This is a genomic window from Bacillus sp. BK450, from assembly GCF_004364885.1.
Taxonomy (GTDB): Bacteria; Bacillota; Bacilli; order Bacillales; family Bacillaceae; genus Bacillus; species Bacillus safensis.
Genome location: NZ_SOBQ01000007.1, coordinates 1 through 19,593 on the forward strand (window position 1 = coordinate 1; position 19,593 = coordinate 19,593).

26 protein-coding genes, 2 tRNA genes and 1 rRNA gene are annotated in these 19,593 nt (G+C 41.6%); 11 read left to right on the top strand and 18 right to left on the bottom strand.

Going from position 1 to position 19,593, the window contains the following annotated elements; translation table 11 throughout:
• The 3 genes from EV579_RS17495 to EV579_RS17505 form a co-directional block, all read right to left on the bottom strand.
• Window positions 1-75 (bottom strand): 16S ribosomal RNA (locus EV579_RS17495); the annotation flags it as partial.
• 133 nt (window positions 76-208) lie between these two features.
• Window positions 209-282: transfer RNA gene (locus tag EV579_RS17500), tRNA-Gly, on the bottom strand.
• A gap of 11 nt (window positions 283-293) precedes the next feature.
• Window positions 294-370: transfer RNA gene (locus EV579_RS17505), tRNA-Arg, on the bottom strand.
• A 369-nt stretch (window positions 371-739) separates the two neighbouring features.
• On the opposite strand from EV579_RS17505, the gene gltP reads away from it, so the two are divergent.
• Window positions 740-1,990 carry a glutamate-aspartate/proton symporter GltP gene (gltP, locus tag EV579_RS17510; RefSeq protein ID WP_133744981.1) on the top strand — a complete coding sequence of 417 codons (1,251 nt, stop codon included), beginning with the start codon at window positions 740-742 and terminating at the stop codon, window positions 1,988-1,990.
• Window positions 1,991-2,025: 35 nt separating this feature from the next.
• On the opposite strand, the gene EV579_RS17515 is transcribed toward gltP, so the two are convergent.
• Both EV579_RS17515 and EV579_RS17520 read right to left on the bottom strand, forming a co-directional pair.
• Window positions 2,026-3,045: a S66 family peptidase gene (locus EV579_RS17515; protein ID WP_133744944.1), complete on the bottom strand. Its 1,020-nt coding sequence runs from the start codon at window positions 3,043-3,045 to the stop codon at window positions 2,026-2,028.
• 76 nt (window positions 3,046-3,121) lie between these two features.
• A complete protein-coding gene (locus EV579_RS17520) occupies window positions 3,122-3,997 on the bottom strand; it encodes a DMT family transporter (RefSeq protein ID WP_122631427.1) in 876 nt (291 codons plus the stop codon).
• Window positions 3,998-4,293: 296 nt separating this feature from the next.
• Between EV579_RS17520 and EV579_RS17525 the strand changes: the two genes are divergently transcribed.
• Window positions 4,294-5,019, top strand: coding sequence for an AzlC family ABC transporter permease (locus tag EV579_RS17525; RefSeq protein WP_024427788.1), 726 nt, complete (start codon window positions 4,294-4,296; stop codon window positions 5,017-5,019).
• Entirely contained in the window at window positions 5,016-5,342 is a 327-nt protein-coding gene (locus tag EV579_RS17530; protein WP_025093547.1) for an AzlD domain-containing protein, read from the top strand. Before EV579_RS17525 ends, EV579_RS17530 begins: the two co-directional genes overlap by 4 nt.
• A 36-nt stretch (window positions 5,343-5,378) precedes the next feature.
• Here EV579_RS17530 and EV579_RS17535 read toward each other — a convergent pair whose 3' ends face one another.
• Window positions 5,379-6,041 carry an O-methyltransferase gene (locus EV579_RS17535; protein ID WP_024425432.1) on the bottom strand — a complete coding sequence of 221 codons (663 nt, stop codon included), beginning with the start codon at window positions 6,039-6,041 and terminating at the stop codon, window positions 5,379-5,381.
• A gap of 147 nt (window positions 6,042-6,188) precedes the next feature.
• Window positions 6,189-6,374, bottom strand: coding sequence for a CsbD family protein (locus EV579_RS17540; protein ID WP_024427790.1), 186 nt, complete (start codon window positions 6,372-6,374; stop codon window positions 6,189-6,191).
• Between the two features lie 126 nt (window positions 6,375-6,500).
• Here EV579_RS17540 and EV579_RS17545 point away from each other — a divergent pair, with 126 nt between their 5' ends.
• Entirely contained in the window at window positions 6,501-7,052 is a 552-nt protein-coding gene (locus EV579_RS17545) for a GNAT family N-acetyltransferase (RefSeq protein ID WP_133744945.1), read from the top strand.
• A gap of 4 nt (window positions 7,053-7,056) precedes the next feature.
• On the opposite strand, the gene EV579_RS17550 is transcribed toward EV579_RS17545, so the two are convergent.
• Window positions 7,057-7,644, bottom strand: coding sequence for a LysE family transporter (locus EV579_RS17550; protein ID WP_133744946.1), 588 nt, complete (start codon window positions 7,642-7,644; stop codon window positions 7,057-7,059).
• Between the two features lie 110 nt (window positions 7,645-7,754).
• Here EV579_RS17550 and EV579_RS17555 point away from each other — a divergent pair, with 110 nt between their 5' ends.
• A complete protein-coding gene (locus EV579_RS17555; RefSeq protein ID WP_024425428.1) occupies window positions 7,755-8,318 on the top strand; it encodes a helix-turn-helix domain-containing protein in 564 nt (187 codons plus the stop codon).
• Between the two features lie 32 nt (window positions 8,319-8,350).
• Here EV579_RS17555 and EV579_RS17560 read toward each other — a convergent pair whose 3' ends face one another.
• From EV579_RS17560 to EV579_RS17585, 6 genes are all read right to left on the bottom strand, one after another.
• A complete protein-coding gene (locus EV579_RS17560; RefSeq protein ID WP_133744947.1) occupies window positions 8,351-8,644 on the bottom strand; it encodes a hypothetical protein in 294 nt (97 codons plus the stop codon).
• A gap of 350 nt (window positions 8,645-8,994) precedes the next feature.
• Window positions 8,995-10,047, bottom strand: coding sequence for an LLM class flavin-dependent oxidoreductase (locus EV579_RS17565; RefSeq protein WP_024425426.1), 1,053 nt, complete (start codon window positions 10,045-10,047; stop codon window positions 8,995-8,997).
• Between the two features lie 17 nt (window positions 10,048-10,064).
• Complete coding sequence (locus EV579_RS17570) at window positions 10,065-10,688, bottom strand: nitroreductase family protein (RefSeq protein ID WP_133744948.1); 624 nt, start codon at window positions 10,686-10,688, stop codon at window positions 10,065-10,067.
• Window positions 10,672-11,145, bottom strand: a complete 474-nt coding sequence (locus EV579_RS17575) for a MarR family winged helix-turn-helix transcriptional regulator (protein ID WP_133744949.1) — start codon at window positions 11,143-11,145, stop codon at window positions 10,672-10,674. Before EV579_RS17575 ends, EV579_RS17570 begins: the two co-directional genes overlap by 17 nt.
• A gap of 108 nt (window positions 11,146-11,253) precedes the next feature.
• Window positions 11,254-11,796: a dihydrofolate reductase family protein gene (locus EV579_RS17580; protein WP_133744950.1), complete on the bottom strand. Its 543-nt coding sequence runs from the start codon at window positions 11,794-11,796 to the stop codon at window positions 11,254-11,256.
• Window positions 11,797-11,881: 85 nt separating this feature from the next.
• Window positions 11,882-12,433: a TetR/AcrR family transcriptional regulator gene (locus EV579_RS17585; protein ID WP_133744951.1), complete on the bottom strand. Its 552-nt coding sequence runs from the start codon at window positions 12,431-12,433 to the stop codon at window positions 11,882-11,884.
• A gap of 149 nt (window positions 12,434-12,582) precedes the next feature.
• Between EV579_RS17585 and EV579_RS17590 the strand changes: the two genes are divergently transcribed.
• The 3 genes from EV579_RS17590 (at window position 12,583) to EV579_RS17600 (ending at window position 14,206) form a co-directional block, all read left to right on the top strand.
• Window positions 12,583-13,206, top strand: a complete 624-nt coding sequence (locus EV579_RS17590) for a GNAT family N-acetyltransferase (protein WP_073204022.1) — start codon at window positions 12,583-12,585, stop codon at window positions 13,204-13,206.
• A gap of 68 nt (window positions 13,207-13,274) precedes the next feature.
• Window positions 13,275-13,670, top strand: coding sequence for a VOC family protein (locus tag EV579_RS17595; RefSeq protein ID WP_024425420.1), 396 nt, complete (start codon window positions 13,275-13,277; stop codon window positions 13,668-13,670).
• Window positions 13,667-14,206: a GNAT family N-acetyltransferase gene (locus tag EV579_RS17600; RefSeq protein WP_133744952.1), complete on the top strand. Its 540-nt coding sequence runs from the start codon at window positions 13,667-13,669 to the stop codon at window positions 14,204-14,206. The genes EV579_RS17595 and EV579_RS17600 overlap by 4 nt, the downstream gene beginning before the upstream one ends.
• On the opposite strand, the gene EV579_RS17605 is transcribed toward EV579_RS17600, so the two are convergent.
• Complete coding sequence (locus tag EV579_RS17605; protein ID WP_133744953.1) at window positions 14,203-14,472, bottom strand: YesK-like family protein; 270 nt, start codon at window positions 14,470-14,472, stop codon at window positions 14,203-14,205. The two genes, EV579_RS17600 and EV579_RS17605, sit on opposite strands and share 4 nt — an antisense overlap.
• 41 nt (window positions 14,473-14,513) lie before the next feature.
• Between EV579_RS17605 and EV579_RS17610 the strand changes: the two genes are divergently transcribed.
• On the top strand, window positions 14,514-14,987 hold the full coding sequence (locus EV579_RS17610; protein ID WP_133744954.1) for a GNAT family N-acetyltransferase: 474 nt from the start codon (window positions 14,514-14,516) through the stop codon (window positions 14,985-14,987).
• Here the strand turns inward: EV579_RS17610 and EV579_RS17615 are convergent.
• From EV579_RS17615 to EV579_RS17625, 3 genes are all read right to left on the bottom strand, one after another.
• Window positions 14,979-15,767, bottom strand: a complete 789-nt coding sequence (locus EV579_RS17615; protein ID WP_133744955.1) for a GNAT family N-acetyltransferase — start codon at window positions 15,765-15,767, stop codon at window positions 14,979-14,981. The two genes, EV579_RS17610 and EV579_RS17615, sit on opposite strands and share 9 nt — an antisense overlap.
• Window positions 15,768-15,906: 139 nt before the next feature.
• Window positions 15,907-17,109 (bottom strand): MFS transporter, encoded by a 1,203-nt coding sequence (locus EV579_RS17620; RefSeq protein ID WP_133744956.1) that lies wholly within the window; start codon window positions 17,107-17,109, stop codon window positions 15,907-15,909.
• 31 nt (window positions 17,110-17,140) lie between these two features.
• Window positions 17,141-17,746 carry a TetR/AcrR family transcriptional regulator gene (locus EV579_RS17625; protein ID WP_133744957.1) on the bottom strand — a complete coding sequence of 202 codons (606 nt, stop codon included), beginning with the start codon at window positions 17,744-17,746 and terminating at the stop codon, window positions 17,141-17,143.
• 422 nt (window positions 17,747-18,168) lie between these two features.
• On the opposite strand from EV579_RS17625, the gene EV579_RS17635 reads away from it, so the two are divergent.
• Entirely contained in the window at window positions 18,169-18,621 is a 453-nt protein-coding gene (locus EV579_RS17635) for a MarR family winged helix-turn-helix transcriptional regulator (RefSeq protein WP_025093559.1), read from the top strand.
• Window positions 18,622-18,677: 56 nt separating this feature from the next.
• A complete protein-coding gene (locus EV579_RS17640; protein ID WP_133744958.1) occupies window positions 18,678-19,571 on the top strand; it encodes an alpha/beta fold hydrolase in 894 nt (297 codons plus the stop codon).
• Window positions 19,572-19,593 lie beyond the last annotated feature (22 nt).

Below are 19,593 nucleotides of genomic sequence, written 5' to 3' on the forward strand. Positions count from 1 at the left end.
TTCTGTCCGCTCGACTTGCATGTATTAGGCACGCCGCCAGCGTTCGTCCTGAGCCAGGATCAAACTCTCCGAAAAAGTACAAAACCGAAGTTTTGTTTTTCATCAGCGTTTGACTGACTACCTATGAAGTATCATAGGATTTTTTATAAAAACTCGAATTAACAGGTACGTTTTGTCTTGTTTAGTTTTCAAAGATCATGTTCAAAAATGGAGCGGGTGATGAGAATCGAACTCACGACATCAGCTTGGAAGGCTGAGGTTTTACCACTAAACTACACCCGCGTGGTTTGTATTGGCGCGCCCGAGAGGAGTCGAACCCCTAACCTTTTGATCCGTAGTCAAACGCTCTATCCAATTGAGCTACGGGCGCTTAATCAGGCGACTTAATTATCTTAACATATCGTTTTTATTAAGTCAACATCTTTTTAAAATTTGTTTGCCGCATGCGTGTGAACGTCTGTGTTTCAAATACGTCATCAGCGACGAATAAAAATATACCATGAATCACATAAAAGGGTCAATACATTTTTCTAAAAAAGTTTCATGTTTTTTAAAATTGATTTTTTCTTAGATCAATAGACATGTAATAGCCCTATTTTCTTCTCTTTCTTCATAATTCCAATGATTCTTAAATAAAATCTTTCTAAATACAAAGGAGGACAAAACATGGCCACATAGAATTTTTATTTATTGGAAAATTCTTAATATTTTTCCAAGCATTTAAAGGAGGTAGGAGATGATGAAAAAGTTTATCGCTTTTCAAATCATGATCGCTTTGGTGATAGGAGCTCTTATCGGCCATTTCTTCCCTGACTTCGGAATGGGCCTCAGGCCAATTGGAGATGGATTCATCAGGCTGATTAAAATGATCGTTGTTCCAATCGTGTTCTCTACTATTGTTATTGGTGCAGCCGGCAGCGGCGGCATGAAGAAAATGGGCAGCCTTGGATTAAAGACGATCATTTGGTTTGAGGTCATCACAACCATTGTTCTTGGGATCGGACTATTATTGGCAAATGGGCTAAAGCCTGGCGTTGGCCTCGATTTCTCTAAATTAGCTAAGAAAGATATTGGGGAATTAGATGGTTATACGGAGAAGGTCGTTGACTTTAAACAAATGGTATTAGATATCATTCCAACCAATATCGTCGATGTTATGGCTCAGAATGATTTACTTGCTGTCATTTTCTTCGCCATCTTATTTGGTGTAGCGGCAAGCGGCATCGGTAAAGCTTCTGCTCCTGTTCTCACCTTTTTTGAATCAGTGGCACAAATTATGTTTAAGCTCACACAGATGGTGATGGTGACAGCACCTATTGGGGTTCTTGCATTAATGGCTGCTTCTGTCGGCCAATATGGCATTGTTTTATTAATCCCAATGATGAAGCTTGTCGGAACAGTATTTTTAGGATTATTCATTATTCTCTTTGCTTTATTCCCTCTGGTCGCACTGATCTTCCGTTTTAACTACTTCGAAGTATTAAAAATGATTTGGGATTTGTTCCTTGTTGCCTTCTCTACTACGAGTACTGAAACTGTCCTTCCTCAATTGATGGAACGAATGGAGAAATACGGGTGTCCAAAAAGAATCGTTTCTTTCGTCATTCCATCTGGTCTTTCTCTCAATTGTGACGGATCAAGTTTATATTTATCGGTTGCCTGCGTATTTCTTGCACAAGCGTTTGGTGTCGACATGAGTCTGTCACAGCAGCTTTTAATGATGCTTGTTCTTGTGTTAACGAGTAAAGGTATTGCAGCTGTGCCATCCGGTTCACTCGTTGTTCTTTTGGCAACCGCTCATGCAGTAGGTCTTCCCGCAGAAGGCGTTGCCATCATAGCCGGTGTTGACCGAATTATGGATATGGCACGAACAGGCGTGAATGTTCCAGGGCATGCCGTTGCATGTATTGTGGTATCTAAATGGGAAAAAGTATTCCGTGAGTCGGCGTGGGAAGTTCCAAAAGCAGGTGAAGAAACAAAAGGGATGTAATGTTATATGAAGGAAAGGGTTCGCCCTTTCCTTTTTTATGCTAAAAATGTTTGCTTTAGTACGGCTTTTCCTTGAGGATGCAGCTGTACTTCTGCATATGCCCCATTAATCAGCGTCATTTGCGGCGGGACATGCCCACAATCTATGTCGTAAAAAATGGGGATTTGTAATTCCTTTTGTAATTCTTCATATACATCCTGATACTGATACCCTTCAACAGGCACATTTACTGCACTACGCCCAAACATCATACCTGAACAGTGATCAAACCAACCTGCTAGTTTTAATTGAACAAGCGATCTCTTCACGCTTGCAGCATTTAATTCGCAGTTTTCGAAATACCAAAGAATTGGTTCATCTTTTATGAATGTTTTCTGAAAAGCTTTGACGTCCCCATAAGGTGTCCCTGCTAAATGACGTATGACATCAATGCAGCCACCCAGCAGTCTGCCCTTTACCATCTTTTCTTGTGGATCAACCGTATGCCATGCAGTAGGTTCTGTTAAATGAAAGACATGTTTAATCGGATCGTCACGCTGCCATTCCCTTTGATACATAGATGAAGAAAACTGGCTTATGTCCATTTCTTCTTTTGTTGAAAGTACTTCTTCCCACATAACAGTCATTTGATCAAGCTCTTCTCCCTGAAGATCGACTAAGTTCGGTCCATGCGCTGTGGCAATGCCTGTTTTTAATGTGAGCGCCAGCAGGAGTGCACTCGTATCAGAGTAACCAAGAATCCACTTTTTCTTCATCGATGAGAAATCCAGGTGCTCTAATACCTCCATAAGCAGCTGTCCTCCCCATGGCGGGATGATGTGATCAATCTCCTCACATGTCATCATGTACTGAAGTTCGTTTGCTCGTTCTATCGCAGGCGCAGATTTTGCCTTTTCCTGCTGCCAGACCGTCTCTCCACATATGACATCATAGCCTCTATGTTTCATTCGTTCACATGAAAGCTGAAACATGTCATGCATAGATGGCTGTACACCTGAGGAAGGTGCTGTGACGCCAATTGTTTGTCCTTTTTGCAAATGCGGATATTGTATCATTCTGCTTCCCCCCAACCTCTACTCTCTTCCCTGTCCATTTTAAAGAAAATGCCCCTTTTATAAGGGACATCTCTTCTTATTCCTTTTGACGCAGTACAGTATAGACTCCTGCAAAGATACATAGAATCCCAATGAATGAGCGTATCCCCATCTCTTCACCTAAAAGCAGCCAGCCGAGAGCTGCCCCTACGATCGGTTGAAAGAAAAAGAACAGACCGCCGCTCGAGGCATCCATCAATTGAAGCCCTCTATTCCACAAAAAGAATGCTAGAGCTGTTGAGATGATGCCTAGATAGAGAATGCCGCCCCAAATCTCTGGCCTTGCCATCTGCTCCACATCTAGATGAGGTAGGCGAAATAAAACAGCTGGTGTTAAGACAATGAATGCAATGATGATCGCATATGTGGTCGTCACGACTTGAGGGTATTTTCCTGGAACTCGTTTCAGCAAAACAGACATCAGTGCCCAAGTTAAAGCAGCGAAAACTAAAGAAAGACCGCCAACAAATTCATCTGTTTGCACTGCGACTGGTCCAATCATGAGCCATACACCTGCTGTCGCAAGCAGGATGGATGCGCACTTTCGAACAGTCATGGCTTCTTTTAATAGAAAGAACGCAAACAGCACCATAAAAGCAGGGGTCGCAGATGTAATCACAGCCCCCATTTGTGCCGACGTATACATGGTGCCAATTTCTTGGGTCACAATTGATAGGAAATTTCCGATCAATCCGATCATGACAACAAGCGGGATATCTTTTTTATCTAATCGAAAGGAATAGCCCAAGCGCCAAATGGTGCACACCAGCACGATTCCTGCTACAGCATATCTCATCCATACTAGCTCAAGCGGCGGAACCACCGCTACTGTTACTTTGACAACAACGTACATGCCGCCCCAAATACTTGCAGCGATTGCTAGGTAAAGGGCGCCTATATATTTTTCCTTCATCTTTTCCCCTCCGTTACTGGATATATTGATCGCCATATCCACAAACGGAGATCACTCTCCGTTATGGACGGAGGGCGTTTGGTACATCATGTTCAAATAAAGGCTTCCATTGCATTGTCGTCACCTCATTTGTTTTTATTTTCAGATTACTTTATAACAAATTCTAGTTGAGTTCAATCCTTTTTTGTCACCATCTTTCTTCATATAATAGAAGATAAACGGTATTGACATGCTGAATTCGTTTTCATATAGTAAGTAAAACTATAGGTGGCCACGGAGAAAAGGAGTAGAGGACGTTGGATATTGAAGCGAGGAAACACATTCCCAGCACGGAACATGAACCGTTTCTCGAGGGAATAAAAGATTGTGTGCCAACTCTGCTCGGTTATATGAGTATTGGGTTTGCCTTCGGAATTGTTGGAATTAGCGCACAGTTAAGTATATGGGACATTGCGCTTTTATCGATTTTTATTTACGCAGGTGCTTCACAGTTTATTATCTGTGCACTGCTTGTGACAGGGAGTCCCCTTTCCGCTATTATTTTCACCACATTTATTGTCAATCTGCGACATTTATTGCTCAGCCTGACGCTTGCTCCTCATTTCACACGCTACTCTGTGAAACAAAATATAGGATTCGGTCTATTGCTGACTGATGAATCCTTCGGTGTAGCGATAAATAAATTAGCGCAGCAAGGAAAGCTAAATAACAGGTGGATGCACGGACTGAACTTAACGGCGTATTTATGCTGGATTGCGGCCTGCATACTTGGCGGCATTTTTGGACACTGGATTTCAAATCCTGAAGCGCTTGGTCTAGATTTTGCTTTATCAGCGATGTTTGCTGCACTGCTAGTCCTTTCGTTACAGACAGTACCCAAAAATAAGTTAACTCATCGCCTGTCACTTGTGTTGTATATGGTCATTGCTATGTTTGTTCTGCTTCATTTTGTTCCATCACATGTGGCTGTTCTCATAGCAACTGTACTTGTCGCAACTATTGGGGTGGTGACAGATAAATGATTAGCAGCTTTATGTTATGGCTCATTGTTGGTTGTATGATCGTCACCGTCATTCCGAGAGTCGTACCCTTTATATTTGTACGGAGTATTCAGCTGCCTGAAGTGGTGCTGAAATGGTTATCGTTTATTCCTATTTGTATCTTTACAGCTTTGATTGCAGAGCATCTCTTCATCCATACATCAACAGGCACAGGCGTCACCATTCACTGGATGTATCTTGCTGTCTTGACTCCTACTGTACTCATTGCTGTTTGGACAAAAAGCCTGTCACTTACTGTTCTTGCCGGCGTCATGCTGATGGGCACTGCTAGATGGTTTTTCTAAAAGAAAAAGCTTAACCACATGTGGTTAAGCTTTGTTTCATTTGACGATTCCGTATACAAATCCATCATAACCTTTTTCCCCAACAGTTTGAATCGCTGTTGCCTCTATTCTCGGTTCTTGTTTGAGTAAATCGAAAAATTCACGAGTTCCTTGTACTCGTTCATCCTCATCTGAGTCATGAAGGACTGCACCATTTCTGACGACATTGTCTGCAATAATGACTGTTCCCTTTTTCGAGAAATGTAACGCCCACTTCAGATATTTCGGATTGTTCGGTTTATCTGCATCAATGAAAATGAAATCGAATGGAAGCGCAGCCTTCTCTTTTAACTGAGATAACGTATCTAATGCCTTTCCTTCCAAAATGCTCACCCGTTCTGATAAGCCCGCTCTGCTGATGTTTTGCTGTGCGATCTGTACATGATGGCTGACAGCCTCTAATGTGATGAGTTCCCCATCTTCTTCAAGAGCACGCGCCAGCCAAATAGTACTGTATCCACCGAGTGTCCCGATTTCTAAAATACGCTTTGCATTCTTCGTTTTTGCTAATAAATAAAGCATTTTCCCTTGGGCTGGTGACACATCAATTTCTGGCAGGCCTGCTTGCTTATTATGAGTAAGGGTTTGCTCCAATACGTCATCTTTAGGAATCAACTTGTCTGTGATATACTCGTCAACTTTTCCCCACACGTGCTCCATTTCATCCATCTCCCTTGATTATGTCTTCTCTCTCAAGTCTACATGATGATCGTGAGAGCGTATAATCAATTCTTTTCACACATCTATTCATTTTTTTGATGAAAGACATGTGATGATGATACATGAAGCAATGCACTGGTTTCGGTTCTACTCGTTCAGCTTATTTTTGACATCTCCTTTTTTATCTTGAAGCTTTCCTTTTGCTTGATCCTTTTTCCCTTCTGCTTTCAGGTTTTGATGATCGGTTGCTTCACCAAGCTTTTCTTTGACTTGACCTTTGACTTGATTTGTTTTTCCTTTTGCTTTATCCATATGTCCTTTTTCTTTACTCATTTGTTCCACCTCCACGTTTGATACTATTCATTTAGCCTTTTTGAAAGATACAAAACATCTGAGTGTGCGATGTACACGTTTCAGGTATGATAGACATATTAGAAAGAAGGGTTGGTGTTCTATTGCATGATCGTCTCTGAAAAGATATTCACAGTTCGCGGTTTGACCTATCGTATTCGATCTGCTTCAGTTTCCGATGCCAAACAGTTATCAGCTCTTAGACTGAAAATTGATGGTGAAACAGAATATCTAGACCGTGAACCAGGTGAAGCCTTTCTTGATGAAAAAGCGTTTGAGACTTTGATTCAAGAGGATACCAAGCAAAGCCGGCATTTATTTTTGGTCGCTGATATTGAAGGAAAGATTGTTGGTTTTTCAAGATGCGAGGGCCATTCGCTCAAGCGCTCTGCTCACAAAGTGACATTTGGCGTCGTCATACAAAAGGATGCTTGGGGCTACCACATCGGGAAAGAGCTTTTAGCCGCTTCTATCGGCTGGGCAGATCAGCAGGGTATTCAGAAGATGTCACTTCAAGTGCTGGAAACGAACAAAAAAGCCATTCGGTTATATGAGAACCACGGCTTTTTGATTGAAGGCGTATTAAAAAACGATAAACGGCTGAGTGACGGATTATATTATGATACTGTTGTGATGGGCAGACAGCTGCCAAGCTCCTGACTGCTTACATCACATAGCCCCATATCATCGAAATCGCACTGTATATCAGAAGCAGCCCCATCACATACTGGAACGGTTTTTCGTAAGCAGTCAAAAAACGCTTATACAAAGAGCCAAATAAGCTCCAGCTGAATGTACCGAGAAAACCAATGAGTGCGAGAATCAGCGTCCATATGACATACTGCATATTAGATTGTCCATATGGCAAAACAAATGTTGAAATCACAGTCAATCCATACAAGATTGCTTTTGGGTTGATAAATTGCAGCATCATACCAGGGATAAAATGATTGTAGCGATCAAGTGTTTCGTCATCCCCGCCTTTACTTTTCATGATTTTGACCGCTAAATAAATCATGTATGCAGCTCCGATGAACGCCATGACCCAGCCTATTTTCGGCATCACTTGATAAAGAATGAGATTAAAGAAGCAGCTCAAACACAAAATGACGAGAAATCCGATACCTACACCTAAACAAAATCGAAATGTTTGCTTGATCCCATATTTATTCGTAAAGACCATGGCCATGATGTTGTTGGGCCCTGGGGTAAAGCTGCTAACAAAAGCATAGATCAACATGGATACAATCAAAATGCCGCCTCCCTTATACGTTATTTAGACTTTAATTACTTTATTGCGTATATTACGTTTTATTGTAACGTTCGGTCTTTATAAAGTAAATAGAGAAAGGAGCTTTTTTCATGGAAGACGTACAATCGATTATTTCGAAAAATGTGAGGCTTCTTAGAGATCAAAAAAAATTAAGCCTCGAAAAGATGGCAGAATTAACTGGTGTCAGCAAGACGATGATTGGACAAATTGAAAGAGGAGAATCGACCCCTACCATCACGACTTTGTGGAAAATCGCCAACGGATTAAAGGTATCTTTTAGTGAGCTCATTCACGCACCACAGCCTGAAATCAAGGTAGTACGCAAGGAAGATGCACAGGTTTTAACTGAAGATGATGGAAAATATCGTGTATACACGACTTTCCCTTTCGATGACCGGGGGAAATTTGAAATGTACCGAGTGGAAATTGATCGAGGCGGGTCGCTTCGTGCGAGTGAACACATTGGGGGAACAGAGGAATTGATCACTGTTTTTGAGGGAGTCCTTGATTTATCCATTGGTGATGAACAATACACCTTAAAAGCCGGAGACTCTATTCGTTTTAAAGCGGACCGGACGCACACGTATAAACAAACCGGAGAACAAATGGTACGGATGCAAATGATTCTTTATTATCCTCATGAAAAAAGCTGACAGGCTTGTCCACCTGTCAGCTTTACGTTTATTTAATTAAATGCCGGATCGCGTACCACTGTTCCAGTAAATGTGACTCTATATTTTCCTAATCCTAATTCTTCAATAGAGGTTTGTTTTAAAATCCCTACCCAGCCATCCTCTGCATATACAATACTTTCTGGGATGTTTGATGTCGTATATGTTCTTGTTACTGAAACAGTTCGACTGGCCTGAGCCGTTACTTCACTGTTTGTTTGCTCCTTTGCTTCCACTGGGGCAGTTGTGACTCCAGCACCCGTTAAGACAATTGCTCCAACCAAAACAGAAGACATGACCTTTTTCATAAAAAAATCCCTCCCTTTTTTGTTGAACATATAAACTATACCATAATTTAGAACTTTTGTAAGTTTATTTTTTCATTTTTTTGAAAATTATGATATCATTGTCTTATGCTGGATAGAGTGCGTTACATACTTCTATGCTTTTATCCTCATCTCAATCTAGTGAAACAATTGTGAACGGAGGTGTTTTCATGAAAAAATGGCTCATCTGTTTTCAACTTGTTTTCCTCTTCTCCTTGGCAATCACACCATTTGCTTCTGCTGCCAAATGCCCTACAGTAAAACCATGTGTCATTGATATTTAAGCATAAGAAAAGGCCGATCAAGCCTATTCTCTTGATCGGCCTTTTTATTTATTTTTGCTCTGCTTCCCAGCGGGCAACTTCTTCTCTTACTTTAGGAGCCACTTCTTTTCCAAATAGCTCAATGGCTTTCAGCACTTGATCATGCGGCATTGAACCAACCGGTACATGAAGCATAAAACGTGTGATGCCTACATTTTTTCTAAGGTGAATGACTTTCTCTGCCACGGTATCTGGATCTCCTACATACAGCGCGCCTTCTAAAGTTCTCGCTGCATCAAACGTAGAACGAGTATAAGGTCCCCAGCCGCGCTCTCTCGCTAATGTGTTCATCACATGCTGTGTAGATGGGAAGAATTGATCTGCTGCCAGGTCTGTTTCTGCCGCAACAAATCCATGAGAATGTGATGCTACAGTTAATTTCTCAGGGTCATGTCCAGCGTGCACTGCCGCTTGCTTGTACAGCTGAACGAGCGGTGCGAACTGTCTAGGACTTCCGCCAATGATGGCAAGTACAAGCGGTAACCCTAGTAATCCAGCACGTACGACAGATTCACGGTTTCCTCCACTGCCGATCCAGATTGGAAGCGGATCTTGAACAGGTCTTGGGTACACCCCAACATCCTGAATGGATGGGCGATGCTTTCCGCTCCATGTTACACGCTCTGACTGCTGTAATTTCAACAGCAAATCAAGCTTTTCTTCAAATAATTCTTCATAGTCATCCAGGTCATAGCCAAAGAGCGGGAATGATTCAATAAATGAACCACGGCCTGCCATAATTTCTGCACGTCCGTTTGATAGTCCATCTAAGGTTGCAAAATCCTGAAATACACGAACAGGATCTGCTGATGAAAGGACTGTCACTGCACTAGTTAGACGAATATTTTTTGTTTGTGTGGCTGCAGCCGCTAAGACGACAGCTGGATTCGATGCGGCGAAATCCTCACGGTGATGCTCACCTACGCCAAATACATCGAGACCGACTTGATCTGCTAAAATAATTTCTTCTACTACTTCTCGAATACGCTGTGCGTGACTGACTGTTTTTCCTGTTTGAAAATCGGGTGTTGTTTCAACAAATGTACTAATTCCTAGTTCCATGATGGGAACCCCCTGTCTTATAAATATGTCACAAATTCAGAAACTGGCTTTCTATAGCCTCTCGCTTGTCTGCTCTCTACTTTTTCTTTTCCAAGTGTAATCATTAACACAGGAACCAAATCTGATTGAATGTTTAATACCTTTTTCATTGCTTCGGGATCAAAACCGATCATCGGGCAAGTATCCCAGCCTTTATTTTTAGCGGCAAGCATAAACAGCATGGCAGATAAGGAAGCATTGCGGATCGCCTCTTCCTTCTGGAAATCGGCTCCTCTCTGCACATAAAAGCTCATTGTCTCTCTGACCATTTCTTCATATTGCTGCGCATTGATAATGCCTAGCATTTTTAGGCCTTCATATATGTTCCCTGCGTGCTCATAAGCTTTTGGGTCTCCGAGTACGATGATCGCTGCTGAAGCAGAGTGCACTTTATATTGTCCAAATGCCGCTTCTCTTACTTGTTCTTTCAGCTCTTCTGTTTGGACGACAACATATTGTGTATGCTGTAAATTAAAAGCAGATGGTGCCAGCTTGACCTCTTCAAATATGCTGTTAAGCTCTTCTCTCGAAATCGAGATATTTGGCAAAAAATTTGATGCGGATCGTCTTTCACGTACCAACGTTTCAAAGCTGAGTGTCATCTTGTTTCCCCTTTTCGCGAAGTAGTTTTGCACCTAAACCGATTTTTTTCAGTAATTCAATGAGCTGCTCTTTTTCTTCTTTTTCAATAAAGGCTAGATTTTGCGAAATGACCTCTGTGTGTTTAGGGAAAATATCGTCAAACAATTGCTTCCCTTTTTCCGTCAGCCGAACATGAAATACCCGCTTATCTGAAGGCGCACATTGCCTTTTCACCAGTTCTTGTTTTTCTAGTTTGTTCACGACATATGTCATGCTTCCACTTGGGATTGAGAGGATATCGCTAATTTTTTGAACAGGCTGAGGCCCTTTACTGTAGAGCAATTCAAGGATCTGAAAGTTTTCAAATCCGATATCATAACGTTCAATGTCTTTTTGGATATTTGTAAAAAGGGCTTGATAGGCTTTCATCCACACGCGGAATAGCCTTAAATCTAATTCATGATCATGCTGCACCATGGCAACTACTCCTTTTTCAAGAAATCCTAAAACTAGGATAAATTTATCCTAACACTAGGATATTTTCTTGTCAACGAGTTTATTTCATAAAAAAAAGACCACCTTGGTTCAGTGATCCTCTTCTTTTAAGATAAAATGCATTTCAGCAATTTGTTTATATTGATGTACTTCCTGTAATGAGAACCTAGATTCCAGATCCGCCGGCGAAAAGAGAGGAATTCCTCTTCCAATGATGACAGGTACGATTTGAAGAAAAAGCTCATCAACCAATCTTTCTTTTATGAAAGATTGAAGCAGTCCCCCGCCGCCGACAATCCAAATATTCCGGCCTGTTTCATTCTTTAATTTTTTCACAAATGATAAGACATCTTCGCGAATGATATGGGTTCCTTCCAGACTGTCCTGTAACGTACGTGACATGATATAACATGTCTTTCCTTCATAAGGAAACCCATCTGGTGACAGCTGAAGAACTTGTTCATATGTATTGCGCCCCATGATCAGTGTATCGACTGACGCATAAAAGGTGTCATAGCTCGTTTCTTCTTCGCCCTCTGTCCCTATCAGCCAATCGAGCCGGTGATCCTCTCTCGCTAAATATCCATCGATACTCATCGCCCCATAAAAAAGCAGCTTCCTTTTCTCACTCAATCCCACCACTCCCTTACTCCTAACAAGAACATATATTCTATTTTATCAAAAAGGAAAGACAAAGGCTACATAACTTTCTCCCTTTTTACGATTCCTGTTCCACCTTAATGAGAAGCTCGTATAATTTATGCGCGAGCTTGCCGGCATCAATGGTCATTTCTTCATGAATCCATTCCTCGAGTACACCCACGACACCAGACACAACAAAAGAGGCCTCTATTTGCTCATTCTCTGTAATCGGCCGCTGATCAAGCTGCCACTCTTTCATGATTTTTTCTTTGAAAAAGGCTTTGAATTGGTTTGTCGTTGGACCATTTGGTTTTACAAATAACGTCAACATATATTGATTCTCTTTCAAGTACTCCGTCGTTTTGTTTAAAAAGGAAAGCATATCAAGAGGGTTCTGACTTGGAAAGGTTTCATCATATAACCCCCCGAGCTGATCGAATAGTTCTTTCTCAAGCTGTTCATATAAATCAAACACATCTTGATAGTGCAAATAAAAGGTTCCCCTGCCTAAATCCGCTTTCCTTGATAGCTCTGATACCGTAATCTGCTGCACTTCCTTTTCCTTTAACAGCTCAAGGAAGCTTTCCCGAATGGCTTTTTTTGTTTTGATTGTTCGTCTGTCCTTCATGTCATCCCCTCCATTGCTGAACAATCAGGCGCCAAATGTCTATTTATGAACAGGATCTCATCCATTGCCGATGTTCGATTGGTTTACTTCTTATTATAATCAACACATGTTCAATAATCTATATGTGTTCAGTAAAGGAGGACCATTATATGTTTCATTTTAGACTTGCTAGAGAGGATGAACTGCCTCAAGTGGCAGAGTTGTTAGATGATTCGTTTCAGGACTATTCATTTTTTGACCTATTATGTGAAAAGGTCTCAAACCGGTCTGCTTTCGCTCGTCAGCTGCATTTGGTCAATACAAAGGTGTATTTTCAGCATCAAATCTGTTTGGTCGGGGTTGAGAACGAGAACATTGTGTCTGCTGCCCTTTTAAAGCATCCGCGTCTTCCTGAACCAAGCGTCATGGATTATGTGTTATCAGGTGGGTTAAAGCTGCTCTTCATTGGCGGTATATCGGCGGTTCAGCATGTGTTCCGTGTGTTAAAGGAGGCCAAAAAAGCATGTTCTTCCTTAAAGCAGCCTTACTGGTATTTAGAAGCACTTGTCGTGGCAAAAGACCAGCAAGGAAAAAAACTCGGAAGCCGCATGTTAAAGCAATGCCTTTTTCCCTTTATCGCCCGGCAAGGCGGCGGACTGTTCACACTGATGACGCACAACGAGGCCAATCGTCATTTCTACCGAAAAAATGGCTGGATGGAGTTTGATGAAAGGGTACTGCGCGGAAAGGAAATGTCCCTGGAAAGCTGGAGCTATAAAACCGTGATTAAATAAGGTATCCTCTTCAGGTGATGATATAATAGAGTCAGTTCAATCAATGATCATACTTGGAGGAGAGACTGATGATACGACGACTTGATCATATCGTGTTGACTGTACAACATATGGAGGACACCATTCGCTTTTATACAAACGTATTAGGGATGAAGGAAGAAACTTTTGGTGAAGGCCGTAAAGCGCTTCGTTTTGGTTTACAGAAGATCAACCTCCATGAAGCTGGTCATGAATTTGAGCCAAAAGCGGCTCATCCTCTTCCTGGATCTCATGATTTGTGCTTTATCACCGATTTAGACATGGACAGTTTGCTGCTGCACCTCCGGAAGCAAGTGGTCCCCATTGAAGAGGGGCCGGTCAGACGCACAGGTACATTAGGTCCAATTGAATCTGTTTATATCCGTGATCCTGATCTGAATTTAATTGAAATCTCTCGATATATAGAGGAGGGTGATCCGTCATGACTCGTATATTTTTGAGACCGATTGAAGAGCAAGATTATCCTGGTATTCAAAGAGGATGCCAGCATGCAGAAACACTTTATATGACTGGCACACGCAAAACGTTCACACTAGAAGAAATTCGCTCCGCCTATACCCGCTTTTTGCAGGATGACAGCAGACGAGATTTTGCCATTTGTCTGCTGGACACGAAAGAGATGATTGGGGATGCGGCAATTGTGGACATTGATCCAATCAATCATACGGCAAGCTTCCGCATTGCGCTTCACGGGCCGGAGTATTTTCAAAAAGGCTATGGCACTGAAGCTGTTCGGATGGTTCAAGCATTTGCCTTTGACACATTAGAACTCAACCGTCTTGAGCTTGAAGTCTTTTCCCACAATCCAAGGGCTTTTCGAAGCTATGAGAAAGCCGGATTTCAATACGAAGGAAAAAGACGCCAAGCGCTCTATTTCAACGGTACATACTCAGATGTCATCATCATGGGCATCCTTCGTGAAGAATATAACCACATGATGAATACAGATGCTCCTGCTTAAGAAAAGTCGTCTTTTTTAAAAAATTGAATCCCAGTGACGATGATTAAACAAATGATGGAAGAGAGAACGATAGAGATACTCGCTAGACTAAGCACCATGCCTTCCCATCTGCCAATAAAAAAACTGGCAATCAATAAAACCAAACCAAATAAAATCAAGCATATTGGAACAATGAACCCCGCATGGCGCTGCCGCCTTCTTTTCCCTGCCCACCATGAGAGACACAAGACAACGATTGTAAAAAAGGCGGTTTGCAGCCAGAACATGTGATATCAACTCCTAACCTATAACAATGGAGGTACTTCAAATGAACATTAGACCCATTGAGCAAAAAGACAACCCGTATATCGCAGCGATTATCCGCCAGTCACTAGAATCAGCGAATCTAGCGATTGAAGGAACAGCCTACACTGATCCCCAACTTGACCAGCTTTACGAATACTATCAATCATTGACTCATGCAGCCTATTGGATTGCTGAAGAGCAGGGTGAGATTGTGGGCGGTGTAGGGATTGCTCCATTTACAAAGGGAGTATGTGAATTACAAAAGCTTTATTTAAGTCCAAAAGCACAAGGAAAAGGTGCGGGCAAAAAACTGATGGATACGGCGCTGGAATATGCCTCTACATACTACGAAGCGTGTTATTTAGAAACCCGCCGGGAATTAACAGCAGCTATAGGCCTTTATCAGCGATATGGCTTTTCTCTTCTTTCAGAACCGCTTGAAGGCTCTGAGCATTCTGCAATGGATGCTTGGTATCTCAAAACCTTCTCATCTTGAACCATAAAACAATCGATAGGTTTTGAGCCTCTGAAAGCCTAACTTCTCTGCCAGTTTGATTGAAGCTAGGTGATGGATATCGCAATCCCAATGCGGTGTCCTCTTTTTTTCAAGACAGGTGCTGATCATATGCTGAGCTGCCAGCAGTGCCAAACCTTTTCCGCGATAAGACTCATCTGTCCAAATATCTATCTCCGCACGATCCATACTTGAAAAAATAGAGACGCATTCACTGACCACGTTCTCTCTATCTAAAATGGCAATCCCAATTCCCTTTGATAGAAAACGAGCTGTTTCTCCCCAATAGGCTTCGTAATAGCTAGGAGGAAAAGTCCTGCTTGCAGTCATCACCTGCTCATTTGTCCGCTCTACTCTATAGCCTGGATGAGGCTGAGTGGCATGAAAATATGCCTGTGAATAAACGTACGCATGTCTTTCCATTTCATTCAGATGTGACCCAAGGCATTTTTTCATCATCGCATCTGTGAATGGATTTGCTGAAAATAAGGTGAATCGGCCGTTTTGTCTTTTCTGCCTTTCGTACACATCCACAATGAAGTCTGAACAGCGCAACAGCTCCGCTTCACTCCTTCCTGCCACATAATAAATGCCGCATGAAGCTTCGAGAAAATAAACAAGCGGATGCGCTTCATCATCTACATAAAGATGTCCTTGTATCATGCCATCCATGACCGCATCTACAAACACTGGATATGCCGGATCAATCTGCCGAATTCCTTTTTTCATTAATGGTGTCATTTGCTGCTTCAATAGATGCACGATTTCTCCTCCTTTCCTTCCATTATAAAGAAAAAGCTGCTGACATAGAGAATTCTTTGCCAAAAAAGGGATTTTGCATCAAAGGCGCCATTTAAAAAAAGAGACCTCATTTAAAAGGTCTCTTATACTCTGGATAATATTATTCTGCTGATGCTTCTTCTGTCACCTTCCCCTTCCATATCAGGGTTAAGCCTAATCCAAGAAATAAGACAACACCTGCGAATAAAAATGGGAAATGAATATTTTGATCGAATAAAATGCCGCCAAGTGCCGGCCCGAAAATCGTACCTAGGCTTGTGTAGGTAGAGTTCATCCCTGCGACAAATCCTTGCTGGTTGCCAGCGATTTTGGATAAGAAGGTCGTTAATGCTGGACGCAATAAATCAAACGCAAGGAAAATGACACATGTGACAATCAGAACAACCAAAAAGCCTGAAACAACGGTTGAAACGAAAGCAAGGACAGCCCCGATAATCAGACATAGCTGAATGACTCTTTTTTCTCCTAGGGCATTTACCAGTTTACCAAACACAAGTACTTGGATGATGACTGCCACAATCGAACTGACGGTAATGATGACGGCAATATCTTTTGGACCAAATCCAAACTTATGATTTGTGAACAAGCTAAAGACTGTTTCATATGCAGATAGTCCAAATGCGAGGACAAACACAATGATAAAGGCGATGAGGTAGCTTGGATGAATCGATTTTTTCAAATCTTTAAAGAAAGTCGATTCTTTCACTTCATTCATTTGCTTCTCTCGCTCTTCTTTTGTTAAAGGCTCCTTCAGCATAAACATAGACGAAATGACGGCAATAAACGCAATCCCTGCCGCAAAGAAGAATGGCAGGCGTACGCCGTATTCTGCAATAAACCCGCCAATTCCCGGGCCAATGATAAAACCGGTACTAATGGCCGCAGAGACATAGCCCATCGCTTTTGATCTTTCTTGAACGGTCGTAATATCTGCGACATACGCCGTGACAGCCGGCATGATAAATGCCGCACTAATACCGCCTAGAAGCCTCGCAAAATACAGAACATACACGTGTGTACCAAGACCAAAAACGAGTTCTGATAACGCGAATAGAAACAGCCCAGACACAATCATAATCTTTCTTCCGTAGCGGTCTACCCATCTCCCTGCAATAGGTGATGCGATGAGCTGGGCAACGGCAAATGCCGCCACAAGGTATCCCATCGTACTCCCTGTTAGATGCATCACATTCATGAATAACGGCATGACAGGAATAATGAGACCAATGCCTAAAAACGCAATAAATATATTACTTAATAAAATCACGAGTATTGCTTTTTGCTCACGAATCGGTTTTTGCATGATGTTTGTTTCCCCTTTACTGACTCACTTGTTACTCATGATGGTTGATTCCGTGAATAAACAATGAGATCGCCTCTTTTTGTAACTCTTTCTTCTGCTCAATGGTGTCATTTTTATATAACACGTCTAATCCATAAAAAACGGAAAGTAATATTTTCACTTTTGACTCCACATGCTGGATCGACCAGCTGCCATCTTTGTTTCCTTCAAGTAAGATATCTCTCATCACATCATCAAAATCGACATCAATCTTGTTCAGCCGCTCCATGACTTCGTCTGATGTAAAAGCACTGGCACAAAATTCCTCACTCGCTCTCATTAATGGGTAGTTAATGCCCATTTGACTGAGCATCTCTGCAAATGCAGCGAGCTTATCGACAGCCCGGTGCTGTGTTTTCTTCTCCTCACGCCACGTTTCCATCATCAAACGATGATCCTCTTCCATAATATGAAGAAACAAAAACTCTTTTCCTTTGAAATGATGATAGAGATTGCCTTTACTCACCTCAGCAGCCTCTAAAATATCGCGCACGGATGTTTCTGAATATCCTTTTTTCGCAAATAAATCACGAGAAGCGGTGACGATTTTTTGCTTCGTCTTCTCACTCTTTCCAGCCCCGCTTTGTGTACTTGTCATGTGTCACAATCCCTTTCTACCCTGCATTTCTTCATACGGACAAAATAAAACCGACCAGTTGGTTTATTTTTTTATTATAAATGGTTTTTCCTCATAATACAATGAAAAAGGCATTGGACTTCATAAGGAGTGATTCATGTGAAAACTAACAGAACAGTCATTTGTGCTATCACCAAAAAGGACTTATACGTATTTTTCTTCTGCGACCTTTTCATGGCTACTTTGGCGTACTACGTGTTCAAATTCAAGCCAACGACATTTTATGAATGTGCGGGAATCATGGGAAGTATTCTTTGTCCCTTTTTGATGAAAAAGTGGATATACCGGTGATCTCCCTTTCAAGTATATCCGTCATTCATTTAACTTTTCTTTATATTTAACTTCACTTAAATATCAAGATTGCCTATAATAGAAGAGAGGTGATGTCATTGGATGAGGAAATCATTCATTACGGTAAAAAGATCATTGAATACTCGAATGCACTAGGCTCAATTTATGTAGAAGAGTATCAGCGATTTTTAAAACATGAGTATGCAGATTTATCAGCCAAACAAGAGCTGACACTTGAGCTGCTGCGCACGAAAACGAGAACAATCAATGAATTAGCTGATTACTTTTCGATTTCTGCCAGCGCAGCTAGCCAGCTTGTATCAAAGCTTGAGAAGCTCGGCTATGTCAAACGAGAAATTAATCCACATAACCGAAGAGAAATCATTGTTGATTTTGCTCAAAAGGGCCATGACTATCACAAGAATACGGAAGACATTCAACTGCACCTTATACAAAAATATTATGCAAAGCTTCCAAAAGAAGATTTAAAAACATTACTATCTCTATACGAAAAAATCTATCAGATTGCAAAAGAAGCGCCTTAATACGGTGTTTCTCTCATCAACATTTAAGTTATCTAAACTATTAAGGGGATGAAAATATGCAAAGCATTCATTTACAAGATGGCCGTCACATCGGTTTGACTCAATACGGTGATCTTGAGGGGTTTCCAATATTCTTTTTTCATGGGACACCTGGATCAAGAGTGATGTTTTTAGATGATGATCCAATCTCTCAAGAACTCGGCATTCGTCTCATCTGTTTGGATCGACCTGGATTTGGTTTATCTACCCCTCTACCTGACCGTACAATTTTAGACTGGGCAAAAGACGTGCTGGAAGTGGCAGATGATCTTGGTATTCAACATTTTTCAGTGATGGGTGTATCTGGAGGCGGCGCATTCGCTGCTGGTTGTGCCTATCAATTGCCGGATCGCGTCCTTTCAGCTGCACTGATCTCAAGTACAACCCCTTTTCAGAACGGGAAACCGCCTAAAAGTATGCTGAAAGAAAACAAATTGGCTTTTTTCCTTAGTAAGAAGTTTCCTTGGCTATTGAAAGCAAGCTATCGTTCCCAGAAGAAAATGATTGAGAACAAACCAGAGAAATTTAAGAAGCTGGCCAAAAACGGGAACAAGCATTTACATCCGTGGGATCGGCAATTCCTTCAAACCGATGAGCAGTTAGAGATGATGATGACACATTTATACGAAGCGACTCGTCAATCGGTGGATGAATGTATTCGTGAACCCATTTTACTCTCGAAACCATGGGCATTCGATATGAAAGATATTCAAATCCCTGTTGATGTCTGGCACGGAAAAGAAGATACAATGGCTCCATTTGTAGAAATAGAAAAAATAGCTCAGTCGATTCCAAACGTCAAAACCCATTATATCGATCAAGCAGGGCACTTTCTTACTGATGTAGACGATATTTGGCGAGATATTTTACTCTCTTTAAAGGAGCGTGCTGAACATCAGGAACATGCATAAAAAAAGACCCAATATACCTCGG